Below are 23344 nucleotides of genomic sequence, written 5' to 3'. Positions count from 1 at the left end.
TTTGTCATTATAATACAAACGTGGCAGATACTCCATATAGAATATCTGCCACTCTTCATTTTTATCTATTGATTAGCTTAGTTGACCTTCTCTTACCTCTTTAATTTTTGGAGGAAATGCTTGATCAAATGCCGCTACATCCTCAGCGGATACTTCAAAGCCAGAAGAAAATCTAAAAGTTCCTGAAACATTTTTTAAAGCCTCTTGATTCAATAATTTCACCATAAAAAATGGTGCTTCGTCTTCTTGTGGTATGTCCTCTAAATGTATTCCATATTTACTTGCTGATTCAAATCCAAATTTATGATAATATGCTGGATTCCCTGTAATAAACACAACCTTATAACCTAACTGGGTAGCCACCTCTAGAGAATGTTCTATAAGCTTTCCACCAACACCTTTACCTTGGCACTCTGGCGCTACACTTAATGGTCCAAAAGCAACACATTCTATTGCATTCCCCTTATCATCAATAATTGTACCTTTGCTATATGCAATATGTCCTACTATTTCCCCTTTATGCCCTGCAACTAAATCTAATTCTGGGATAAAGTCCCCATGACCACGTAATTGATTTAATATAAAATGCTCATCACATCCTGGTTTATAGACATTCCAAAAAGCTTCTCTTGTCAAGTTTTCTACCGTTCTATAGTCTGCTTCTTGCTCTCTTTTGATGGTTAGATTCATTCCATTTCACTCCTATTATAATCTACTAATTACTTCTTGATTTAACGTCTTAATATACTCTACCGCAAGTTGAATGGATGCTTTGTAGTCTTTCATTGCTGAATACCCATAATGTGTATGTGCATAACGTACTGGTACACCAAGCACTAAACAAGGTACCGCACCTAATTCTAAATGAATTGGACCAGCATCTGTGCCACCCCCACTACGCACTGCACATTGATATGGAATTTGATGTGCTTTTGCTACATCTTTAGACTGTTGTATAAGGCGTGGATTGGCGATAAAACTCCTATCAAAATGTCTAATCTGTGTTCCTTTTTTCAAGCTACCTTGTGCACTGTAGCTGTCCATAAATGTATCATCTGCAGGAGAGCCTTCAAATATAATCGCTAAATGAGGTTTTATCGTTTTTACATTAACCTTTGCACCTCTACATCCTACTTCTTCTTGTACAGAAATAGAGCCCACTACATCTACATCTAGTTCTAACCCTTCTAATGCAAGTAATGTTTCAATAACACATCCACACCCTAAGCGATTATCAAAAGCTTTTCCCAACATCACTTCTGTTACTTTATTATAACTAAAAGTCGCATCTGGTGTCACAGGCGCACCTGCTTCAATCTTAAAGAGTTCAACTACCTCTTCATAACTTGTAGCCCCTACATCAATAATCATATCTTCTAACTTCTGCCCATCTCCGCCTCCAAAATGAGGTGGTTTAGAACCTATTACACCTTCTATATATGTACCTTCACTATTCTTAATCCATACTTTATGCCCAGGTACTGTCTGGGCTACCCATCCACCTAAAGGTAAGAATTTGAGCGTACCATTTGGTCTAATACTTTGCACAATAAAAGCCACTTCGTCTGAATGCCCATCTAACATAATAACAGGCTTATTACCTGAATGATTCTTTCTATAAATAACAAGGTTACGCATGCTATCTTCTTGAATATCAAAGATCTGCCCATATTTTTCTTTAATAATCTCTACTACTTCATCTTCAAATCCTGGTGCCCCTTTGGCATTAGACAATACTTCAATTAAAGCTACTGATTCTTCTTGTGTATAGTTTATCATCATGTATCCCTTTCTACTTTCAGCTTAAAGTTCTTGAAAAATCATAGATTATTCTTATTTTTCATCATATCATATTGTCTCTTCTTATTGCCACAATTGAAATTAATTTAATACTTTTAGCAAAGTTAATAGCCCAACCGTCGGTATGGTAGCAAATGTGGCACAAATCATAATAAATAGTGCTATATGCTTTTCTTTCTTCAGAACTTTTTCAATCATCATATAAAACCCAATACCAATAAGTCCTCCTAAGCTATTCATAAGAAGATCTGTTATATCTGTTCTACCAATTGCAAATATAAATTGGCTGATTTCATATAACAAACTTAGGTTTATACAAGCTATTAATTGCTTCCTAAATGACCACTTCTTACACAATATGCCTATATAAATTCCTAAAGGTACAAAGATAATAATATTATTAAGCGCTTCATTCATATGCCCTGTTCCTTTAAATGGAACTAAATTCAAACTTCTTACACCTACTATTTCATGTAAATTAGAAGGTAATGACATTTTAAAAACGATAATCCAAGTCATAGCAATGATATAAATAACAAACAATATTTTTAAACCTACATTAAGGCTTTTCTTCTCCATAGGATACCTCTTTTTCCATCTATTATATCTACATTTTATCTTTCACTTCTTAAATCTCTACAAATACTATTCTTAAGTTTTCGTAAGAAGTATATATTTGCGCTCGCAAATTAATTATTGCGCACGCAAACTTTTAGGTATATAATTAACAATCGAGGTGATTATATGGAACTTTTAAAATGGCTTTCTATTTCTGACCGCTATACTAAAATGCATCTAGACCGTGAACTTGCTCCTCTCGGACTTAATAGTAGTCAGCATATGTATATTCTGAAAATTTGTCAGGAACCAGGTATAACACAAGATAAATTTATTAATGTATTTTACATTCATCCAAGTAATGTAACACGTTCTATTGCTTATTTGGAAAAGGCTGATTTCATTAGAAAAGAACCCCATCCAAAAGATAAGCGTACCTGTTGTCTCTATCCTACTGAAAAAGGATTAGCAGCTTATGCTGATATTTTGAATATACAAAGTAATTGGCATGAACGACTTCTTGCCGATTTTTCTCCAGAAGAAAGAGAACTTTTCCTTGCCTTTCTTCATAAAGCAGGAAAAAAAGCTATTCTTGAAGTAACAAAAGAAATAGAAAATCAATAAATAAGAAAGGAAATATTATGAACACGTTAAAATCCGAAAATCCTCTTGGTTATGAAAAACTTCCTACGCTCTTAAGAAACTACGCTGTACCTAGTATCATAGCTATGTTAGTAAGTTCTTTATACAATATTGTTGACCAAATCTTCATAGGTCAAGGTGTTGGATACCTTGGAAATGCTGCAACTAATGTAGCTTATCCTCTTACCACCATTTGTCTTGCCATTGCCTTATTAATTGGTGTTGGTAGTGCTGCTCGCTTTTCTATGGCATTGGGTGCAAAAGAAAAAGAAAAGGCAGAACTTGCTGTAGGTAATGCTATTAGTATGATGGTCCTATTTGGACTTGTCTACTTAGTATTTATTCAGCTCTTTTTACATCCACTCTTAACTTTATTTGGTACTACACCTGATGTTATGCCTTATGCCAGAAGCTATACACGTATTACTGCCATTGGTATGCCACTCCTTATTATTACAAATGGGATGAGCAACTTAGCAAGAGCTGATGGAAGTCCTAAATTCTCCATGACTTGTATGATCGTTGGTGCAATTATCAATACCATCTTAGACCCTCTTTTTATCTTTGTCTTTAATATGGGGATTGAAGGTGCTGCCCTTGCTACTATTATTGGACAATTTATTTCTTTCTTAATGGCTATTAGTTATGTGCGCCGCTTTAAACATATTGACTTAAAGAAAAAACATTTTAAATTACAAAAAGTAGAATGTCTCAAGATTGCTTCTTTAGGTATGAGTAATAGCCTTAACCAATTAGCCATTACTTTTGTACAAATTGTTCTTAATAACTCTCTTACATACTATGGTGCCTTATCTATCTATGGTAGTGATGTACCTCTTGCATGTAGCGGGATTGTTATGAAGACAAATGCTATCTTACTTTCTATTATTATTGGGCTTGCTCAAGGCTCACAACCAATCATTAGCTTTAACTTCGGTGCTAAGAAGTATGACCGCGTAAGAGGCATTTATAAGTTAGCCATCTGTTATAGCTTGGTGATTTCACTTATCGGCTTTATTGCCTTTCAGTTTTTCCCAAGACAAGTCATCTCCTTATTTGGAACAGGTGATGAACTCTACTTTGAGTTTGCTGTAAAATTCATGAGGATCTTCTTATTTATGGTTCTCATCAATGGTATTCAAGTTATTACTTCTAACTTCTTTGCTGCAACAGGCAAAGCTATTAAGGGCGTGTTCTTATCACTTTCTCGTCAGGTAATCTTCTTAATACCACTTATTCTCATTCTTCCTATTTTCTTTGGAATCGATGGAATCTTATTTGCAGCTCCTATAGCAGATGCGCTTGCATTCTTTGTAGCTATCTTCTTAGTTAGAAAAGAACTTAATCATATGAAAACATTAGATACACCAGAAACGTTAAATACGCCAGCGTAAGTGTATTTGTAACATAAAAAGAAGGCACCTTCGTCATTACGGAAGGTACCTTCTTTTATTGATGAATATAAATAATCTTATATGTTGATTTCTATAATGTATAAGCTGCTTCAAATCCTTGCCTTACTGCCCCTTCAATACGGCCAACTTTAGCGGCATCTCCAATGACAAAGACACGGTTACAAATGCCCTTTGTAATTTCTTCTAATGGATTAACAGAGTGTACACCTAGCGCAAGCACTGCATAATCCACTGGATACATTGCTTGTTTGTTCTCTTCTATATTCTCTAAAAGTACACCTTCTTTTTGAATAGATATGAGTTTTGTTTTTGGCATATATGTTACATTATAATGAGATAATTTATCCATTGCATCTAAATAATGTTGTACATAAACACCTTTACCAATAGAGTCTAGCATTTCAACTATAGTAACTTCATTACCTTTACTACATAGAAATTCAGCTGTTTCAAGTCCTGTTGCCCCAGATCCAATAACAGCTACTTTCTTGCCTTCTAACTCCTTATCTTGGCAAAGCACTTCTTTAAAGGTCAAAGCTTTTTCTAGTTCTATACCTGGAATAGTGGCTGGTTTAATAGGTTCTCCACCTGTTGCTAATATAATAGCATAGGGATTAAATGCCTCTAGTACCCCTTCGGTGACTTCTGTATTGCATACAATACTTACCCCTAACTTTTGAAGTTGGTTAAGTTCATATTCTACAATCCAATCTATCTTTCTCTTATGAGGTGGTTTATCAGCAATATTAATCTGTCCCCCCACTTTACCTTCTTTTTCTACTAGGATAACTCTAAAGTCTCTCTCTGCCAACACTCTTGCTGCTTCTAATCCAGCTACTCCTGCTCCAACAACAATGACCGTACGTCCATCCCCATCTCTTTTATAGGCTGGGTAAAGTGATTCACGACCTGCTCTTGGATTCACTGCACATTTTACTGGTCCCTTTCCTGCAATAGCATCACTTACTAAGGTTTCAAAACAGAAGGTACAAGAAATACATCTATTAATTTCACATTCACGCTCTTCTAATGCCTTTATTGCCCACTCTGGATCTGCAACTACTGCACGACCTAGCCCAACAAAGTCAACCAAATTATCCTCTAACATCTTCTCTGCAAACCAAGGTTCTTTAATCATATTTACTGCAATGATTGGAATATGGACGGCTTCCTTAACTGCCTGAATAAGTGATGATCGGCAACCTTGAGGATAAGTCATAGGTTCTGATAGTGCGTTAAAAGATTCATAGATACCATTTGATACATTGATATAATCTATTCCTAAGCTTTCTAATGCCTGGCATACCTTAATACCCTCTTCTAATTTCAAATATTCTTCTACCCCATTTGGAGCTAATAATTCATCCACTGTAAGACGAACACCTACTACGAAATCTTGGTTACATACAGTACGTATACCTTCATAAATCTCTTTTACAAACTGAAATCTCCCCTCAAAAGAACCACCAAAACGGTCTGTACGTTGATTGGTATAAGGACTTAAAAATTGTGAGATTAAGTAACCATGTGCACCGTGTAATTCTACCCCATCAAGCCCTGCTTGGGTGGCACGCTTTGCTGCTTCTACAAATTTCCCTATTACTTGTTCCACTTCTTCTGTTGTCATCTCATGCGTTTCTTGATTACATACACCACAAGATTTATTTGAAGAAGACCATACTGGCTCATTACTATTTAAATTAGAAAATGTTTCACGTCCAGGATGATGTAACTGTGCCAGTACTTTTACATCATAGCTATGAATTTCTTCTACAACTTGCTTCATGGATGCGATTTGCTCATCTCGTGCAAGGCTCGCCTGCCAAGGCGCTGCAACGCCATGTTCATCATCTACTCTGGTATTTTCCAAAATGATCATACCTACGCCACCTTGTACACGTTCCATTAAATATGTACGAAATGCCTCACCTACACATTGCTTATCATCTGATATCCCCATTGCTAACGAACACATTACAATACGATTTTTAAGTTCTAAACTTCCAATCTTACCTTTTTCAAATAGCTTTGGATACTTCATCTTTTTTTCACCTCTATGACAGAATTATATCAATCTAGATACATCTCTATCTTACGTAGAAAATCTAGTGAAAATCACAATTTTTTCATATTTTCCTCATATTTACAATTAAAATATATTTATTCTTCTTTATGTCCACCAATTACTTATAAAAATAGAGGTTGGTATGAAATGATGTTTTCATACCAACCTCTATTACGATTTATTCTAAATTAAGATAATTTCTTAATATATAATTTGTTGCTTCAAACATACCTACTGTAAGTATTAATACAATGAGATTACCTATAAACATATTCATATTAACATTCGCTGTAAAGTCTCCTGCAAATATCGCTAAGCCTAATACCCAGTTGACTACTAGGTTAATCACAAAGAAAGCAATAAATGATGCTGCTGTACGATGCTTTTGGAAGTTAGGGAACTGTCCAATAGCTAATGCTAAGTAAATAGAAACAATAAATTGGATATAGCTTAAAAATCCTGCAACGATAAATTGTACAATAACGAGTATACTCACCCTACCAACTTCTTCTTGTAGAAGGTATATAGCTTCTGACATAAACTCTGATAAAAGAGGCATGAGTTCTGTTATAAACTCTTTGCTTATAAATAAGATTCCAAAAGCTGCTATTCCTACTAATCCACTTAAAATAATCCATACTATAGCTACAATCATTTTAGAAAGTATTAAACTTCTTGTTTTAACAGGTAAGGTAAACATGAGATAACCTTCATCTGATAAAAGATTCTTTTGGAAGCGTTGGATTGTTGCAACAATAGTTATGACCCCTAATGCTATAAATAATGCTACTAAAGCAACAACTGTGAAGTCACCTACTTTATTGAGTTCTTCAAATACACCTTGTGTATTTCTTCCTAAGAATCTATTTAATAAAGCTACTACCAAAATTGCCCCATATAAAGGTAAGAAAGTTCTTCCTGTAGCCTTAAATTCATATTTCATTAATTTCCCTAACATCTAAATACCTCCCTAAATAATGAATCAATAGATTGACCTTTTTCTGCTCTAATATCATCCACATTCCCTTGTAACATCACTTCACCATAACCTAAGAAAATAATATCATCGCAAATATTTTCCACTTCTTGAATAAGATGTGTTGCTATAATAACTGAACTATCTTCAGAGTAATTTTTAATAATCGTATTAAGAATATAATCTCTTGCAGCTGGGTCTACACCCCCAATTGGTTCATCTAGAATGTATAGTCTTGCTTTTCTAGACATAACAAGTATCAATTGAACTTTTTCTTTTGTTCCTTTTGATAACGTCTTAAGCTTACTCTCTTCATCAATTTTAAGTACACCAAGCATTTCACGTGCTCTATCTTTATCAAAGTCTTCATAGAAATCATCAAAGAATCCTAATAAGTCTTTAACTTTCATCCAATCATTTAAGTATGTTCTTTCTGGCAAATAGGAAATCATTTTTGTCGTTTCAATTCCTAGTGTCTTGCCTGCTACTATAATCTCACCACTTGTTGGTTGGATAAGCCCATTAATTAATTTAATTAATGTACTTTTACCACTTCCATTAGGTCCTAATAATCCAATAACCTTACCTGGTTCTATTCTTAAGCTAACACCTTTTAGCGCTTCCTTATTACCATAATTTTTTCTTACATCGATAATTTCTAATATAGGTTGCATTACTTCATTCCCCCTAAATAATGTTGGATCAATGTGATCACTTCATCTTGCTTGTATCCAAGTTGCATTAATGACTCAATAAATGATTTGACTTTTTCCTCTGCAAATTCATCTCTCATTTTTGCTAATAACTCCTTATCCTCTGTTACAAATCTTCCACTCGTTCTTTGACTATAGACTAATGCATCACGTTCAAGTTCTGCTAATGCTCTTTGCATTGTATTTGGATTGACTCCAGCTTCTTCTGCTAAATCTCTTACAGATTTAAGCTTACTTCCACTTGGTAACTCACCCGTTACTATCATTAGTTTGATACGTTCTACGAGTTGCATATAAATAGGTCTTGTTGTATCAAAATCCCATGGCATTGTATCACCTCTTTATTGTATTAATCACTTAATACAATAATATTATTGACTGATTGATTTGTCAACACAATTTTTTAAAATAAAAAGTGATTAGAAAGTAATGCCTTTAATTAGCTGTACTTTCCAATCACTTTTATTTGCTCAACTTTTATTATTTTTTATTGTTTTTTCATTACATAATAAAGTGGTCTAGCGCCATTAAATATATAATCTCCATTTTTGAATTCATAAAACATATATGTTTCTCCCTCTATTTCCTTAATGATACACTTAGATACTGTATCCTCATACTGATTTACAACCATATCTTGACTCCAATAAATTTCTTCACTCTCTACTAGTGAACCATCTTTAAACTTCGTAATGATTTCCCCGTTTTCCTTCAACTCCATCGATTTAATAAATAAATTTTCTTCTTGTTTATCATTAGGGTTAAAGACTTGTATTTCATCACTTCTTATATCTCAGAATATTTTTACTCTTTATCTAGCACCAATAGCCTAACTCTTTCATAATATAAAAATAATAAATGCGTGTGAGGTGAAACATGAACAATGCTCAAGCACAGCCCTCTGATCCTTCTAAATATACCTTGTCTAATACTAATCTTCTAGAAAGTGCTTCCTTTACAGCCCCCATTATAGCTGTCATACCTGCCAATGCTCTTGTCCAAGTTGTTGATAGTGCTGAAGACTGGTATTTAGTAACCTATGATGATCAAACAGGATACGTCCCTGCTTCTAGCTTATCAACTACCAAATATACCTGGTTAGATGTATTATTACGTTCCTATCCTTCTGCCGAATCTAATCCTATAGCGTCACTTCCTCCTAAATCTGAAGTAGAAGTTTTATCTGTAACTGGAGCTTGGAGTCTTGTTATGTATAACAGTGTAAAGGGCTATATCTTTAATTATTTTTTGACAGATGATGGAAACCCTCCAGCTGAATACGACTATACTTATTTCAATACCAATATGACTAGGTTTGTCAATGAAAACAATATTCAAAGTCCTACTGTGAACTTGATTACAACGGATTTAGAAAATAAGATTACCTATGTCTTTGAAAAAGTTAACGATGGCTCTTGGAAATTACTTTATCAATGGTTATGTACTGTTGGTAAACCTAGTACACCTACTATACAAGGTACTTTTTATGTAAGTGGGAGGAAGCCTTACTTTGGTACGGATAATTACAGAGCCAAATATGCCACTCGAATTAAAGGTAGCTATTATTATCACACCGTTTTATTTAATGCTGCCGGAACAGAAGTTATTGATGATCGCTTAGGAGTAGCTATAAGCCATGGATGTATCCGACTTGCAGTGGAAAATGCGCAGTGGATTTATGATAATGTATTAGATGCAAGTGCAATAGTCATTCATTAAGCAAGTAAGTTAATATAGAAAAAACATGGTATAAAGTTATTGATTAACTTTATACCATGTTTTTATTTAAAGATTTATATAGATTGATTATGCCATGCTATTTGCTACTTTATATTTATAAAGCATTTCAGCATGATTTTGTTCTTCTATTTGAATATCAGCTAATAATTTACGTACATCAGAGTCTCCAAATACAAATACATCTGTATTATATTCACCAGAAACTAATTTTTCAGTTCCTATACTGTCAGTAGCTAAGAAACAATCATGTTTTTTAGCATCTGATTCTACACCTGCTCCATAGCTTGCTACAGGAGTATACATTTTCCCTTTACTATCATTACAGTCACAACTTGGTACTTGTCCATTTAGTACTTGCCCTAAAGATTGATAGTGTTTTTCTTCATGTTGCTTTAAAGTAGTGAATAAGTCTTTAAGCACATGGTCTGTTGCTTCATTTGCATATTTATCGTATTTTTCAATACAAGCTTGTTCTTGAGTTTGTAAATCTTTAATTGCAGCTGTCTCTTTTTCTGTTAATACCATAAAGAATCACCTCACATATTATATTTCTTACACTTTTAATATGAGCAATTTTTATAGTTATATGCTGTTTTCTTTTATTTGGAATAAACTACTTAAGTTTTTTACTTATTCTTTCACTCGATAATTCTTAATCTCATCTATTTTTAGTGGCTTACTATAATAGTATCCTTGTATAGAAAAATTATCAGATGCAAATTTTTCTATTTTTTCTTTTTGCCATTCTTCTTCTACACCTTCTACTATTACTGCTATTGATAGTTCAATAGATAATTCATTGATTACTTTCATTACATTCTGTACTACTACTGACTGCTCTATATTATCAATAAAATGTTTATCTAGTTTAAGCTTATGAAAATCAAAGGAATCTAACAAAGAAATGTTAGAGTATTCTACACCAAAATCATCAATAGCAATGAGAAAGCCTACTCTTATTAACTCCTCAATATGTTCTTTCACACATTGCTCATCTATAATACTTGTATTCTCGGTAAGTTCTAAGCACAGGCATATTCCTCTCTTTCGTAATAGCTCTGCTTCTTTTTTTAGAATATCAATGAATTCTTTATGAGCAATTTCTTTATAAGATATATTCAGTGACACATAAAAATCTTTTGCATAGCCTTCTATTCCTTTAATCATAGAATAATTCTTTGTGATCTCCTGTATTTCCCAGAGTACTATTTCTTCCATCATATCTGTCTCTTCTATATCTGGAATCAATATATTTGGATAGACCATTTTGCCTTTATCCTCTAATCTTAACAAACACTCTAACCCCATAATCTGATTTGTTTTTGGATTTACAATAGGTTGATAGACTAAAAAATAATTATTATTTTTCATAAATCTTTTAATTTTTCTTTGCTTATATGCTCTTTTCCCCATTGGTAATAGACTGATCTTCGTCAATAGAAGAATAATACCTAATAAGATTACCAGATAAACCTGATTTTTTATATTCACTCTATTACTAGCTTGTTTCATTTGTGCTAATTCACATTTTTTATCTACATATTGATAGAGCATTTCAGCTTGGCCTTTTTTCCTCTTTTCACCTAGCTTTTCCCAATACTCTTCATATAAATAGTAATTCTCAAAATCTCCTTTCTTTAGGTAAATCTCTTTTATGCCATTAATGGCATTTTGATAATCACCATAGCTGCTACCCCTAAATCTTTGCTCTAAAATCTGTTTATAGTTTTCAATTGCCTTATCATAATCTCCTTGAGCTGTATAGAGCCTGGCAAGTACAGTCACATACTCCGTTTGGAATGTTTGATATGCCTGCGTACGGTCCCAAATATTAGAAACCTGTAATTCATCTAATAATACCTCAGCTTCTTCTATTTGTCCTTGTCCTATATAGATTTTAGCTTTATTCAAGGTACTAAAACAGGCAATTTCCTTTCTTTTTTCTAATGGAAGTTGATTTATATATCTATCTATTTGTCCTAAATCGTTAAGTGCCTTATCATAGTCTTCTAACTCTATTCTATTTTTCACCAAATTAAGTAACCTATATATTTCTAGGTCTGCCTGCCTAAGTTCGTCTATTGTATCTAGTTGAATATTCTCTAATATTTCAACTGCTGTCTCCATTGCACCTAAATGGTTCGCAACAATAGATAAATCGACTAATGCCTTGCCTCTATAATAATATTGTTCTGGCATTTCACTAAGTTCTAATATCTCTTCAATGCATTCGACTGCTTCTATATATTTCACGTTTAAAATACATAGGCCTGCCTTTTTTCTTAAAAAATATATTTCTGCATCTTTATCTAGTTGATTTGTGATTAAGATTACATCTAAATAGTCTATTAACTTATAGCTACTATTAGGAATCTTATTTAATACCATTAGAATATCCCATATACTTTGATAGCTACTGTTATATTCACTTATAGTGAATTCTTGAAAAGCCTTATCTATATATTCTAGCGCTTCTTGTATCGCTCCTTCTTGTATCTTACTTTCTGCTAAAGCTTTATACCTATATATTTCTTGTACTCTCTCAATGCTATTTTCTTTTTGTTCCCTAAGATACAAACTTCCCCCTAATACAATTATTAATAAACATATAATAATGATTACTTTTCTTTTAGTCATATTGCATTCTCTCTTTTTTCCCAGTATTTAGGTATCTTTAAGAATATCATACTTCTTCTATTTCATTCAATGCTTATATAATACTTTTATTTCCATCTTTCCACTTTATAATGCATTTTTAACTTAGTTTAATATAATCAATATTTCTTTTAAAATAAAAAATATGATATAAAATCATTAGCTGAATTTATACCATATTTTCCTTTAAGACCTCTTATTTAATTAGAACTAATAACTTATTTCTACTAGATGGAACATATGAAGCTTAGGTAAGCAAATAATTGTTTTACCATCTTCATATTCAACATGTATAAGTTGCTCTGAAGGTGTTTTTAGTTTTACGTCCTTGCATGCAAATGGTAATGTAATCGTAATTGCATCAATTGGATATACTGGTGATACTGTTTGTTGATTGATGATCCCTACATAGTCTTTATCCTCTTTATGCCAATGTGTAAGTTCTACAAAGGCTGGTGCATTACTTTCAATCTTTTTATTCTCTACTAATGAATTAATTAAACTAAATACTGCTTTTTTGCAGTAATGTGCATAAGCAAGTTCTAGAGGTGTAACAACCCAAAGAATTTTCCCTTCCCCTACTTGTTTTTCCATAACTGCTGGCATCTCTGTATGAATCCCTGGTGGATTAGAATGGATTGCAGAAAACTCTTTATCTCCAGCCTTTGTATATGGATAGGTAAGTGTTGCAAGGATTGTTGCCTCTTCCTTAAGCGTACACTCTATTGCTCTTCTCTCTATTGGATAAGGACTACTTGCATTAAAGGATTCAAATAAACCTTTGCCTGCTTCTGTAGGATTTAAATAGGTATAGCCATATTCGCTTCCTTTTAATTCTTTAATTCCTAATAATTCTTCAAAATGCTTATGTCCAAGCTTACCTGTAATAAATACTTTACCGCCACGTCTTACATAGGCTTCGATTGCATCCATCTCTTCATCTGTTATAGAATATGCACCATTGATAGCAAGTACCTCTGTCTTTATATCTTTCAAATTTTTACTACCTACTACATCGTAGAGCATATTATATTCTTGTAGTACTCTTGCAATTGCAAATGGAGACTGAATGAAATTGTCATTTGCCTTTAAGTTTGTATTATACCAAATAGATACATCCGCGATCATGTCTCCACTTACATACTGCTCATAATCACAACTGTTTCTAAAAACTGGTCCAATAGCATCGTGATAAACTTCTGTATTAATCGTTCCATTTGGATTCATCGCATCACACACAGAAAATGCACCATTATGTACTAATGCATTCATTGCATGGATGTACAAGTCTTCCTCACAACGACTTACAGTATGGGCATAGAGATTTGGATCACATCTAGATGTAATATATACAAAAGGCTTATTAGGTGTAACATTATTATAATATTTACACATAAAGGTCTGTTCTAGGTAGCCACCATAGTAATCCCCTCCTGCATAGTCACAAGATTCAAGTAAGTTTTCTGTATCACCATGAATCCACCCACAACCTACTGCTGCAAAATTATGTTCCACACTAACTGCACTCTTGACTTCTTTTATGGCTCTTGTGCTTTCTGCAACAAACTCTTCAAGCCATGCCTGTCTTCTATTTGCAAAATCTACCCATTGTGGGTCATTCCAATCTTCTCTACGTGGAATATAAGTCCCTGTTTCTTTCCAGTAACGTTCTCTACAGGCTGGACAATAGCAAGTACCTGGCCAGAATGGCATATCTAAAAACATCCCTCCAAAATCATAGGTAGCTACTAACTCTTGTAAGATTTCACGCACATAAGCACGGTATTCTAGATTATTAGGACATACAAGCCCATATCTTGTATTATTTTCTCTTGAAGTTGTACCTTCACTATTTACAATACGCCATGCTGGATGTTGCTCATAAGCATAATTATCATATATTTGTGAGAAGTACACGACAACACTAATATCATTTTCCTTACACTTTTTAATCATTTCTCCTACATAGTCAAGCCCGCGTCTTTTGAGTCCTTCATGCATTCTACCATATTTACTTGGCCAGTAATGTAAGCCTACATGTGACTTTGCCTTTACAACCACATTGTTTACATTTGCTTCTTTTAAAGTTCCTACAAAATGGTCTATATCTAATTTAGATAAATACTCCTCTGGTTGTGAATCATCTAAATGCATATCCATAAAAATACGTCTGTAATCTTCTTTATACCACATTTTTTAGTTTCTCTCTTTTCTTATATATATTTTTTAGTTATTAGTTTAATTATAACTCAATGTTATAAAATTTATCTTGACTTGCTGACTCTCTTGCATATAGGCACATCAATGCACTTAAAATACCATCTTGTAGTGACGCCTTCGATACACCTGTACCACTCATTACTTCCACAAAGTTCTCACATAATGCCTTATCTCCGCCAAAATGGTTAAGCCCTGATGTATCAACATAATGCTTTTCTACAGTACCAGTTGTATGAGAAAATACAGTCAATTCACTTGTTGCAAAATCAAATTCTAATGTACCCTTATAACCTATTAATCTTGCCCCTCTTTTTCCTGCTTTCTTTCTTACAACAAAATTCTGAGTATATACAGTGTGCATGCCTGTTTCATAGCGTGTTAATATACTTGCACTATCATGATTTCCAGTATCCTTTGCAAAGGCACACCCTTCTCCGTCTACTCCATCATGATATTGATGTCTAATGGTATAACTACTTTCTGGACATACTTTATACTCTTCACATTTACTACAAGTAATACCAGCGTCTTTATCACCCTTAAAGATTTGCTTAGACTCCATCGCACAAATTGCAACAGGCTTAGTCCCAAGTAAGTAATTAATATAATCCAGATCATGGGTACTCTTTTGTAAGAATAAGCCACCTGTTAAGCTTTCATCACGATACCAATCATGGTAGTACACTCTACCATAATTCACGTTATTGACTGCCTCTACATGTTCAATACGTCCTAATCTCCCACTATCTATGATTTCTTTTGCCAACTGACAAATAGGTGTTAATCTAAGTGGGAAGGAGACTACTGCCTCTGCTGTATATGACTTAGAGGCTTCTTCTAGTGCTTTAACTTGTTCCAGGCTAATGGCTACTGGCTTCTCTAAGAACATAGGAATATTGTACTTCATGACTTTAATTGCAATATCTGTATGAGACTTACAAAGTGTACCAATCATCACACCATCTAATTTCTCCTTTTGCATCATCTCATCTATATCGTCATAAAAAGTAACCTCTTGTGCCTTATAACCGCTGCTTTGAATACGTACCTTAGCTTTGTCAACGCAAGGGTCACATACACTGACTAGATTAACCCCCATCTCAAAATCATTAAAATTTCTAAGTACATATTCTGCTCTTAATCCATATCCTATAACGCCTATATTCATAGCTGTCTACCTTCCTATCCTTTAATTCCTGACGATGCCAGGCTCGCCTTAATATGTTTTGAAAAAATCACTGTCAAAAAGAGTACAGGGAGTATTGTTAATACCGATAATCCCATGACAAAGTTCTGCTTAACTGCTTTATTTTGCGAAATATTATAGAGTGCCACATTCAATGTCCATAAATTTTGCCTTTCTGTCACCATCCACGCCCAGAAGAAGTCACTCCAGTTAGACAGAAAGGTTTGTAAAGCAACAATGGAAATAATGGGCTTTGAAAGTGGCATACAGATCTTTGTAAATGTATAAAGGTTAGAAGCACCATCTATTCGAGCTGCTTCAAACAAGCTACTCGGTATACGATCAAAAAAGCCTTTATAGAGGTATACAAAGAAACCATAAGGTAATAAATGTGGCACTAAAAGTGCCCAATAGTTATCATAAAATCCAAGTCGTTTAAACATAGTAAACTGAGGAATCATAACTGATACAAAGGGAATCATTGTTGTTCCTAAGAAGAACAGTAACCAGAAGTTTGCTGCCTTCTTACTGAGTATCCTAGAAAGAGGAAATGCTGTAATAGCACCTAGCACCACTTGAGTAATAATTGCCCAAGATACTACGATTAAAGTATTAATAATAAAAATTAAAAAGCTATACTTAGCAACTGCTTCATTTTTGGGGTACATCCATGAAGGTAATTGGAAATAATAAATAAAACTTTCTAAAAGAAGTAAGTTATTTTTCTTCACCTTAGTACCTTTTAATACACCATTCGTCTCATATTTATCAGCTAAATTTTTAGATACTTTATCATAGATCTCATCTTTTTCTACATTGGTAATATTATGTACCTTTTGAATTCCATTTCTATCAAATGTATAGCCTATCTTATTTGATGCACGTATGTAACGGTCTTCATATAATAAAACCTTTCTATTAATACTTGCATTGGCATAGACACCTGTATCTTTTTCTAGCTCTAATTTCATACGATGTGCCCTTGAATAGAATATATTCTCTCCGTTCATAGTGCCTACAAACTTAAGTTCAAATAAAGAATCTCTTGTTAACTCATAAACAGACGAAAACATAGCCAAAATTTGATCCTGCTGAATCTTGTCTAATAGCTGATCATCTGTTAAATGTTCGAAGACCGAGTAGTCTATCTCTATGGTTAAACTCTGTGCAGTATCTGGTAATAGTTTAGGTGGTATATCATAAATCTTTACATTATCTTTCATTGAATTACTTATAATGTAAATTAAAGGATACAAAATTAATAATGCAAAAAGAATTGATACAATATATGATGTAATAGTCAAACTGGATTTTTTCATATTCTTCCCCCTATTCAACCTCTGATTGATCAAGTTTCATTTGAACAATTGTTAAAATACCTATTACGATGAAAAGTACACAAGCTGCAGCTGTAGACTTACCATAAGACAAGTCCTTATTGACCATATCATAGATATAAATCCCCATAGAGGTTGCAGCACCACTTGGTCCTCCTGAAGTATATTGATAAGGTAAATCAAGGATTTGCATTGTAGAAATCGTAGCAAGAATTAATTGAATAATAATGATAAACTTAATGTTAGGTAAAGTAATATGAGCAATTTTCTGCCATCCTGTACAACCATCTATCTCACTAGCTTCATATATATCATAAGACACGCCTTGTATAGCAGCTAAATAAAGAAGTACGCCTACACCTCCACCTATAATACCTGGGAAGATAATTGCAAACTTGGTGAGACTTGGATCACTTAACCACATTTGTGGCTCTGCTCCAAAGAATTTAAGAACTTGATTGGCAAGACCATAGTCAGGATGCCAAATCCATTTCCATATGATAACATTAATTGAAATAGGAATAAGGGCTGTAGTCAGATACACTGTTGAAAAAAACTTCTTACCTTTCGTCAACTCATTTAAAAAGATAGCTTGGACTAGAGGTATAAAGAATATAAGTCCTATATGTAAAAGTAAGAAAATAAAAGTATTTTTCCATGCACCCCAGTAAAATCCTGACTGAAAAATATTTTGATAATTTTGTAGTCCTACAAATTTTCCTGGTGGATTAACAGGGTCATACGTAAACAAAGACATATAAAAAGATTGTAAAATAGGATAATATCTTAACCAAACTGTAAAAATAATACCTGGTAATAAAAATGCTGCTGCCGAAAAAAGATCTTTTCTTTTTAAGTAACTAGACTTTTTCATTATATTCCTCCCATATTCCTAGATCTGTTTAATAACATTATATATTTTTTTAATTTTATCTTTAATGGTACATTTTAAAGAAAAAGGTATCTCTTTTTAATCTAATTCTTTTTATAAGTGAAGATATTAATTTAAGATACTTTTTACTTAATTATCTAGGTCACTCTTATTATTCAAAATTATTTATAATATTATTATCATTTACTTAGGAGGTATATTATGTTTAAAAAAGCAACTGCACTTTTAACAGCTACACTCATTGCAAGTATGGCATTTACTGGATGTGCATCTACTAATACCACATCTACTCCAACAGCAGACCCAAATACTAATCAATCCTCTACTAATTCCGATGATTCAACTTCTCAAGATGATCCTGTTACACTTACTCTCTGGCTTACAAGTAGAGAGCAAGATGATGTAGAGGAAAGCATTGAAGAAGAATTTCTTAAGCAGAATCCTAATATTAAATTGAATAAAGTCATCAAAGAAGGAGACCCTGGCAACGAATTTTATCAAGCTGTAGCTGCTGGCAATGCACCTGATTTAGTATCAACTTCTTTCACTATGATGGATAAATACATCAATGCTGGCATTTTAGAGCCACTTAATACATACTTTGATAACTGGGATGAAAAAGATAGCTATAATCCCCTTTATGTAGACCGTTTTACTAAAAATGATAATCTTTATGGTATCACGATTCTCTCAAGTACTTTCTATCTAGGCTATAATAAAGCACTATTTGAAGAAGCTGGCATTACTGCTGCTCCTACTACTTGGGATGAAGCCTTTGACGTTGCTAAGAAACTTACTAATCCTGACAAACAACAATATGGCTATGGTGTCCTTTCTTCTCAGTGGACCGAATGGTTCTTCCAATACTATGTATGGCAAGCTGGTGGAGACTTAACCGTTCAAAATCCAGATGATACATTAGAGCTTACCTTTACTGACCCTGCTGTTATTCAAGCAGCTGAGTACTACCAACAACTTAAACGTGAAAAAGTTATGCAAGCTGATCTTACCCTTACTTTTGATGATATGATTCAACAATTTGCACAAGGTAAACTAGCTATGATGCCATTTGCAGGTGACTGGATATCTTGGGCAACATCTCTTGGTGCAGATCCTGATAATATCGGCCTTGCTCTCCTTCCTGCTGGTCCCTCTGGTAAATCTGTAACAACAGATCTTGGTGCTTGCTATGTCATCAATGCAACTACCACTCAAGTTCAAAAAGATGCTGCATGGAAATACATTGAGTACTACACTTCTAGAGAAGTTATTGAAAAAAGACTTAAAAATCTAGAAAGTAAGGGCGCTGTAAATGCTGTTACTTATCCATATACTGATTTTGATATTTCCTCTGTTACATCTCTTAACCCTGAATATGCTCCTGTTATTGAAGCTGCTAGAGGTGGACGTCTAGAATTCTATGGTAAAGATATTATTGGAACCTATGTTGATCGTGTTGTTCAAAAACTTCTTTCTGATCCTAACGCTGATCCTCTTGTAGAATTTACAGCTGCTCAAGAAGCTGCATATAAAGAAGTTGTTAATGAATTTAATAAAGCTATTCTAGAAAATAAATAATTCCTCTTATTAATACAAAAAGGTACATCTATAGTTTGGACTTATAGATGTACCTTTTGTTTTATTTTTTATAATGTTATAATGTTATCAAAATCTACTTACAACTCTACTAGGAGGAGCTATGTTTAGTCCCAAAAATAGATTGGCTTTTACAATGTACAAGCTTATCTTTCAAATTCGTAAAGTAAATGTATTCAAGAGACTGATTATTTCTTTTCTTATCCTTATTACTTTACCAACCTTAGCCATTACCATCATTACCTATAATACATATACTGAAGAAATTGAAAACAATATCTCTACACTTTTATCTTATACAACACATAATGTAGCTCAATCTATTACCAAACAAATGCAGCATTATGAAAATCTAGTTTATAATCTCTATCTAGATGATAACCTTATGCAGCTTGTAATTGACTCATTAGCTGATAATTTGTCATTTGATGAACAACAGTCTATACAAGATACAATTAATAATTATCTTTATTCCTATATTCCCAACTCAGATAGTAAAATATTGAACTTACAAATTGTTACTCCAAAAGGTCAATTTACCCAAACCTCCTATTCTTCTAGCCAAAGAGGAGGATATCTTAAAGATCCTATGACTTTTGTTAATTCATCTTATTATACAAAGGCCAAAGCTTTTAAAGGCCATCCTATATGGTTTGATACCACACTAGAAGATAATCTCTTTTATAGACAAACAGTTAATAGGCCTATAGTTGACTCACTTTCTCTTATGCAATCTATTCCTAATTATTATTTAAAGGATTCTGTAGGTGTCATTGTAATGAATATTTATCTAAATGGGATTATTGAAGATATTAATGCATCATTACTTAACAGAAGTGGACATCTCGTACTGGTTAGTCCACAGGGTAGTTTAGCTTCTATCAACTCTAAGCTAAAAGGTCCTATTCCAACTAATGTGCCACAACTTATTTCAGAAATAGGCGATCAGCTTGAAGGCATCTTTTATACAGAAATAAATGATAGTACTTGCTTAGTTGCCTTTGAAAAGCTTTCTAATAGTGATTTTTACATTCTTAACCTTGCCTATTATGATGCTCTTATAAAAAATGCTAAAAGTATTAGAAACTTCACTCTTTTATCTATGCTAATTGTTATCTGTATTTCTATTTTAATTGCTTATATCGTAACACTAAGTATTACTGTTCCACTTAATAAACTTAAACATACCTTAGATAAATTACCTAGTAAAAGTTTTAATGCTACCTTTAATGATACTAATCATGATGAAATAGGTATACTTGGTCAACATTTCAATACAATGGTTAAGCAAATTCAAGATCTCATTCATAAGGTCTACTTATCTGAAATACAAGCAAAAGATTTAGCTTTTAAAAAGAAAGAGGCCGAACTCAATGCTCTTCAAATGCAAATTAATCCCCACTTTCTCTATAATACTTTAGACATTATTCGTTGGGAAGTCATTGCTCTAGAAGAAGGCAATGGTAAGGTCAGTGAAATGATTGAATCCTTTTCTGCATTTCTTCGACTTAGTATCCCTAAACATTCAGAACTGGTTACAATTTCCGAGGAAATAAAACATATTGAAAGCTATCTCCAAGTTATTAACTATCGCTATACATCTAAGGTTGTATTATGTAATAATTTAGACCATAATACCTTAAATCTTTATATACCTAAGCTTACCTTGCAACCTATTGTAGAAAATTGTATTGTACATGGGTTTAAAGGCCATTTAGATAATAAAATCATTACTGTAACAAGTCATATTACAACTGATATGTTACTTCTCTATATTACAGATAACGGAGTTGGTATGCCATTAGAACGTCTTAATCAAATAAATACACATCTATCTCATATTCATACTTCATCCCAAACAAGTATTGGCTTATATAATGTATGTGAGCGTATCCAACTATATTTTGGAGCTGAGTATGGTTTATGTATTGCAGAGAGTCCCTCAAAGGGAACAACAATAGAGCTTAAATTACCTCTTAACGGTATTATGCAAACAAAGGAGGCTCATCATGTTTAATCTTATTATTGTAGATGATGAAGATATCATCCTTAATGGTCTATCTAAATATGTTAATTGGAATATACTTAATTTCCAAGTTGTTGGAACTGCACATTCTATGGCCGAAGCCCTAGAAATTATTGAGTCTAATCCTGTAGATGTAGTCTTAACAGATATACGTATGGAATATGAAACTGGACTCGATCTAATTGCTCAACTTGCCAAAGATTATCCAGCTATAAAAACTGTTATTCTTAGTGGCTATGAAGAATTTGAATATGCTAGGCGTGCGCTTCAATATGGTACTTTTGATTTTCTCACAAAACCAGTTAATTTTAATACACTCCATGAAACATTTAGGCGTCTAAATGAAGTTTTAGAGGAGGATATGACTAAGCGTCAAGAAGATGAAGAATTTATAGAACTAAGAAAATCAACTTTCTTGAATAATCTTACTCGTAAAAATGCACTAATAGATCCTCTGCTTGCAAAGCAGCTAGAAATTCCCCTTACCTCAAATATGCTTCAAGTTGCTAGAATAAGAATAGAGCATATGGATGATGAGGATATGACTAAGGCTAAATCTATCTTAAGGCAAACACTCTCTGCTATCTTAATAGTGCCTTACTACATAAGTTTTAATAATACACTTAATGAAGTAACCTTAATCATCTACGATCTTCCTCAAGAAGTTGGCCTAGTCTTACTAGAGTCTTTCACCCAGGATCTACCTTATTTAGTTACTATAGGACTTAGCAAAAGCTTTACCCATTTAAATGCTTTTCATGCCGCCTACTTTCAAGCTGGTAAAGCTCTAGACTATAAAGTTATTAAAAAAAATTCTCTTATTATTGCATTTGAAGAGATTGAAAATATCCTTTATGTGGAAGATGTCATGTCTTATGAGCTAAGAGAAAAGTTACTCCATTATTTACTTCTCAAAGATATTTCTGCACTTACTCAACTGGTTATAGAAGAGATTAGACATATTGGTGAGCACAGCGATACATTGAACCTTGTTTACTCCTTTTGTATTGAGCTCTATCTACTCATCCATAACTTTTTAAAAAATCACCATTCAGAAATGGTGCATGACGAAATTCATGATTTATTAAGACAACTTATCTTTAGAGAAAATATTGAGGATATTATTGATTACACATTACTTTATATTGAAAATCAAAAACAATACATACAAGATATAAGTCCTTGCTCAGGAGATAGTATTAAGACAGCTCAAAATTATATTCATGAGCATTACGCCGAGAATCTTACACTTAATACTTTGGCAGACCTACTCTTTATCCATCCTATTTATTTAAGTAAGTTATTTAAAGAAAAAACAGGGCAAAATTTTATAGATTATCTTACTCATATTCGAATTGAAAAAGCTAAATACTTTCTTCGTGAAACTCATTTCAAAATTTATGATATTAGTGAAATGGTAGGTTATGAAAGTCCAAAATACTTTAGTAAGCTCTTTAAAGAAGCTGTGGGTACTACGCCAAAACTCTATCGTTGTAATCATCAACTTGATGCCTAGTACTAGG

General features: G+C 33.2%; 20 protein-coding genes. 6 read left to right on the top strand and 14 right to left on the bottom strand.

Going from position 1 to position 23344, the window contains the following annotated elements:
- Positions 1-72: 72 nt before the first annotated feature.
- The 3 genes from PBV87_RS06215 to PBV87_RS06205 form a co-directional block, all read right to left on the bottom strand.
- Positions 73-690, bottom strand: coding sequence for a GNAT family N-acetyltransferase (locus PBV87_RS06215; RefSeq protein ID WP_271011534.1), 618 nt, complete (start codon positions 688-690; stop codon positions 73-75).
- A 15-nt stretch (positions 691-705) separates the two neighbouring features.
- Entirely contained in the window at positions 706-1779 is a 1074-nt protein-coding gene (locus tag PBV87_RS06210) for a M42 family metallopeptidase (protein WP_271011533.1), read from the bottom strand.
- Positions 1780-1881: 102 nt separating this feature from the next.
- Positions 1882-2379 (bottom strand): VanZ family protein, encoded by a 498-nt coding sequence (locus PBV87_RS06205; protein WP_271011532.1) that lies wholly within the window; start codon positions 2377-2379, stop codon positions 1882-1884.
- 165 nt (positions 2380-2544) lie between these two features.
- On the opposite strand from PBV87_RS06205, the gene PBV87_RS06200 reads away from it, so the two are divergent.
- Together PBV87_RS06200 and PBV87_RS06195 are read left to right on the top strand one after the other, a co-directional pair.
- Positions 2545-2982: a MarR family winged helix-turn-helix transcriptional regulator gene (locus tag PBV87_RS06200; RefSeq protein ID WP_053984852.1), complete on the top strand. Its 438-nt coding sequence runs from the start codon at positions 2545-2547 to the stop codon at positions 2980-2982.
- A 17-nt stretch (positions 2983-2999) separates the two neighbouring features.
- Entirely contained in the window at positions 3000-4394 is a 1395-nt protein-coding gene (locus PBV87_RS06195) for an MATE family efflux transporter (RefSeq protein ID WP_271011531.1), read from the top strand.
- A gap of 91 nt (positions 4395-4485) precedes the next feature.
- Here the strand turns inward: PBV87_RS06195 and PBV87_RS06190 are convergent, their stop codons facing one another.
- From PBV87_RS06190 to PBV87_RS06170, 5 genes are all read right to left on the bottom strand, one after another.
- Positions 4486-6456 (bottom strand): NAD(P)/FAD-dependent oxidoreductase, encoded by a 1971-nt coding sequence (locus PBV87_RS06190; RefSeq protein WP_271011530.1) that lies wholly within the window; start codon positions 6454-6456, stop codon positions 4486-4488.
- 202 nt (positions 6457-6658) lie between these two features.
- Positions 6659-7438 carry an ABC transporter permease gene (locus PBV87_RS06185; protein ID WP_271011529.1) on the bottom strand — a complete coding sequence of 260 codons (780 nt, stop codon included), beginning with the start codon at positions 7436-7438 and terminating at the stop codon, positions 6659-6661.
- Positions 7432-8130, bottom strand: coding sequence for an ABC transporter ATP-binding protein (locus PBV87_RS06180; RefSeq protein ID WP_053984856.1), 699 nt, complete (start codon positions 8128-8130; stop codon positions 7432-7434). Before PBV87_RS06180 ends, PBV87_RS06185 begins: the two co-directional genes overlap by 7 nt.
- Positions 8130-8498 carry a GntR family transcriptional regulator gene (locus tag PBV87_RS06175; protein ID WP_053984857.1) on the bottom strand — a complete coding sequence of 123 codons (369 nt, stop codon included), beginning with the start codon at positions 8496-8498 and terminating at the stop codon, positions 8130-8132. The genes PBV87_RS06180 and PBV87_RS06175 overlap by 1 nt, the downstream gene beginning before the upstream one ends.
- Positions 8499-8656: 158 nt before the next feature.
- A complete protein-coding gene (locus PBV87_RS06170) occupies positions 8657-8884 on the bottom strand; it encodes a hypothetical protein (protein WP_271011528.1) in 228 nt (75 codons plus the stop codon).
- Positions 8885-9045: 161 nt separating this feature from the next.
- Here PBV87_RS06170 and PBV87_RS06165 point away from each other — a divergent pair, with 161 nt between their 5' ends.
- The gene (locus tag PBV87_RS06165) at positions 9046-9888 is read left to right on the top strand and encodes a L,D-transpeptidase family protein (RefSeq protein WP_271011527.1); all 843 of its coding nucleotides are present in this window, start codon (positions 9046-9048) and stop codon (positions 9886-9888) included.
- Between the two features lie 87 nt (positions 9889-9975).
- On the opposite strand, the gene PBV87_RS06160 is transcribed toward PBV87_RS06165, so the two are convergent.
- The 6 genes from PBV87_RS06160 to PBV87_RS06135 all read right to left on the bottom strand — a co-directional run bounded on the left by PBV87_RS06160 (position 9976) and on the right by PBV87_RS06135 (position 18181).
- Positions 9976-10434: a ferritin-like domain-containing protein gene (locus PBV87_RS06160; RefSeq protein ID WP_271011526.1), complete on the bottom strand. Its 459-nt coding sequence runs from the start codon at positions 10432-10434 to the stop codon at positions 9976-9978.
- A gap of 105 nt (positions 10435-10539) precedes the next feature.
- Positions 10540-12546 (bottom strand): EAL domain-containing protein, encoded by a 2007-nt coding sequence (locus PBV87_RS06155; RefSeq protein WP_271011525.1) that lies wholly within the window; start codon positions 12544-12546, stop codon positions 10540-10542.
- Between the two features lie 228 nt (positions 12547-12774).
- Entirely contained in the window at positions 12775-14757 is a 1983-nt protein-coding gene (locus tag PBV87_RS06150; RefSeq protein ID WP_271011524.1) for a family 10 glycosylhydrolase, read from the bottom strand.
- A 49-nt stretch (positions 14758-14806) separates the two neighbouring features.
- The gene (locus tag PBV87_RS06145) at positions 14807-15952 is read right to left on the bottom strand and encodes a Gfo/Idh/MocA family protein (protein ID WP_271011523.1); all 1146 of its coding nucleotides are present in this window, start codon (positions 15950-15952) and stop codon (positions 14807-14809) included.
- A gap of 14 nt (positions 15953-15966) precedes the next feature.
- Positions 15967-17289: a carbohydrate ABC transporter permease gene (locus PBV87_RS06140; RefSeq protein WP_271011522.1), complete on the bottom strand. Its 1323-nt coding sequence runs from the start codon at positions 17287-17289 to the stop codon at positions 15967-15969.
- 10 nt (positions 17290-17299) lie between these two features.
- The gene (locus tag PBV87_RS06135; protein ID WP_271011521.1) at positions 17300-18181 is read right to left on the bottom strand and encodes a carbohydrate ABC transporter permease; all 882 of its coding nucleotides are present in this window, start codon (positions 18179-18181) and stop codon (positions 17300-17302) included.
- 219 nt (positions 18182-18400) lie between these two features.
- Here PBV87_RS06135 and PBV87_RS06130 point away from each other — a divergent pair, with 219 nt between their 5' ends.
- The 3 genes from PBV87_RS06130 (at position 18401) to PBV87_RS06120 (ending at position 23337) form a co-directional block, all read left to right on the top strand.
- A complete protein-coding gene (locus tag PBV87_RS06130) occupies positions 18401-19777 on the top strand; it encodes an extracellular solute-binding protein (RefSeq protein WP_271011520.1) in 1377 nt (458 codons plus the stop codon).
- A gap of 121 nt (positions 19778-19898) precedes the next feature.
- Positions 19899-21812, top strand: coding sequence for a cache domain-containing sensor histidine kinase (locus PBV87_RS06125; protein WP_053984867.1), 1914 nt, complete (start codon positions 19899-19901; stop codon positions 21810-21812).
- A complete protein-coding gene (locus PBV87_RS06120) occupies positions 21805-23337 on the top strand; it encodes a response regulator (protein WP_271011519.1) in 1533 nt (510 codons plus the stop codon). Before PBV87_RS06125 ends, PBV87_RS06120 begins: the two co-directional genes overlap by 8 nt.
- The last annotated feature ends 7 nt before the right edge of the window (positions 23338-23344 follow it).

The organism is Holtiella tumoricola (genome assembly GCF_027857615.1).
In the GTDB taxonomy this organism is placed as follows: Bacteria; Bacillota; Clostridia; order Lachnospirales; family Cellulosilyticaceae; genus Holtiella; species Holtiella tumoricola.
This window is presented reverse-complemented; position numbering and strand designations above follow the sequence as displayed.